Source organism: Microbacterium sp. Bi128 (assembly GCF_918698205.1).
In genome coordinates this window covers 1-2,107 of the sequence record NZ_CAKKMM010000894.1, presented here as the reverse complement: position 1 = coordinate 2,107, position 2,107 = coordinate 1, and the positions used below count along the sequence as shown (strand labels likewise).

The following is a 2,107-nucleotide window of genomic DNA, read 5'->3' as shown; positions in this document are numbered from 1 at the left end:
GTGTCCGAATTTCCTTTCAGGAGCAGGGCGTCGGCCCCGCTATCGTTCTGGTGCACGGTTCGGGGCTGTCCCGTGCCATTTGGCGGGGACTGGGCTACACGAAGGCCTTGCAGGAGCGCTTTCACGTGGTGACTCTGGATCTGCGGGGACACGGCCGCAGTGACAAGCCGCAGCACGAAGACGCCTACAGCATGGACCTGCTCGTCGGGGATGTTGTGGCAGTCCTGGACGCCGCCGGTGCGCAGGCAGCCCACTACGTGGGGTATTCTGCCGGCTCGAGAGTCGGATTCTCACTGCTGGCCAGCAGCCCCGAGTGTGTCAAGACATTTACGGCTGCGGGCGGCACGTACCGCTCCCCGGCCGGGCAAATCGAATCGATCTTTTTCCCCGGATATGACCAGGCCCTGGACCGGGGCGGCATGCCGGAATTTCTGCGCCAATGGAGTATCGCCACGGGCCGTGACCTCGATCCGCAGACGGCCGCCGCGCTGCTGGCCAACGACCCCGCGGCCTTGCGCGCCTACTTCCGGCGGAGTGAGGACGAACCCGGAATCCCGGAGGCGGTCCTTCGGACAATGGACACCCCCACCTTGCTGCTCGCCGGCACGGACGACCCGCTTCGGTATGGGGACTCGGAACGGGCGGCCCAGCTCATGCCCAGGGCCCAATTCCAGGCACTGCCTGGCCGCAACCACGGGCAGACCTTGGTTCCCGCCGGCCCGGTCCTCAGCATGGTCACGTCATTCATCACCTCGGCGGCCAGCCCGGCGAACAACGGCTAGACATGGAGGGCTGGCGCCAGATTGACGACGACGGCGGCATGCGTCGTCCGGTTCGATTTCGGCCGGCGTCGTAGGACAGACTGTTGCCGTGAGCAACTCTCCCCGTGCAGGCCTGGCCGTCGCCGGACTCAGCCTCGGCACGTCGCTGAACCCGTTGAATTCGTCGATGATCGCTGTCGCCCTGGTGGTGCTGCGCGAGGACTTCGGGCTCGACGTCGCCACGGTCACCTGGGTGATCACGGCGTTCTACCTCACCTCCGCGGCCGGCCAGCCGCTGATGGGCCGGCTCGCGGACCGCTTCGGCCCGCGGCGGCTGTTCCTGCTGGGCATGGCCCTGGTAGCCGTGACCTGCGCGCTCGCGCCTTTTGCGCCCAACTTCGCGCTGCTCTGCGTAGCGCGGGCGTTCATGGCCCTCGGCACCGCGACGGCGTACCCGAGCGCCGTCGTCATGGTCGCCGCGCTGGCGCGGGAGGCGAACGTGAAGTCCACCCGGCCGCTGGGCCGGATCCAGATGGCGAACACGTCGGCGGCCGCCGTCGGGCCCGTGGTGGGCGGCCTGCTGGTGAGCCTGGTGGGCTGGCAGGCGTTGTTCCTGATCAACGTCCCGCTCTCGCTGCTGGCGATCCTTGTGGTCCGGCGCTTTGCCCCGGCCGACGGTGCCCGGGAACGCGGCCGGGTGTCGGAACTGGTGCGCGACTCTGACCTGCCCGGGATTGGGGCCTTCATCGGTGCCCTGGTGCTGGTGATGATGGCGATGCTGAATGTGCTGCCCGACTACCGGTGGTGGCTGCTGGGCGGCGGGCTGGTCCTTGCGGCGCTGTTCGCGTGGCGGGAGCTGCGGTTCAGCCCGCCCTTCCTTGACCTGCGGCTGCTGGGCCGCAACCGGCCGCTGCTGCTGGTCTACCTGGGTTTTGCGCTGTTCAACGGCGTCTACTACTTCGCGTTCTTCGGGCTGCCGCAGCTGCTGCAGACCGCGGGCGGCTACAATCCCGGCGTCGTGGGCCTGCTGATGCTGCCGCTCGCCGCGATCTCCGTGGTCGGGACGCCGTTCGCGGTCCGCGCGATCGACCGGTTCGGCGTGCGGCGGGTGCTGATCGCCGGCGTCGTGCTGCTCCTGGTCGCGTCTGCGGCGATGTGGCTGCTGACGGTCTCCCTGGCCGTCCCGCTGGTGCTCGCGCTGACCGCCCTGCTGGGTGTGCCGTACTGCGTGGTCGCCATTTCCTCAAGCCAGGGCATGTACGTGTCCACCCGGCCGGAGGAGCGAGGGGTGGCCGCCGGGATCTTCCAGACTTGCCGCTACCTCGGCGCCATCACGGCCACCGTGC

2 protein-coding genes are annotated in these 2,107 nt (G+C 68.9%); both read left to right on the top strand.

The genetic code is table 11. The features are described from left to right. Positions 1-782 (top strand): alpha/beta fold hydrolase (locus LQV45_RS27720; RefSeq protein WP_230010090.1); only part of this gene is annotated, 782 nt, incomplete at its 5' end. Positions 783-870: 88 nt separating this feature from the next. Beyond that, the coding region (locus tag LQV45_RS27715) for an MFS transporter (protein WP_230010088.1) at positions 871-2,107 on the top strand (1,237 nt) is incomplete at its 3' end.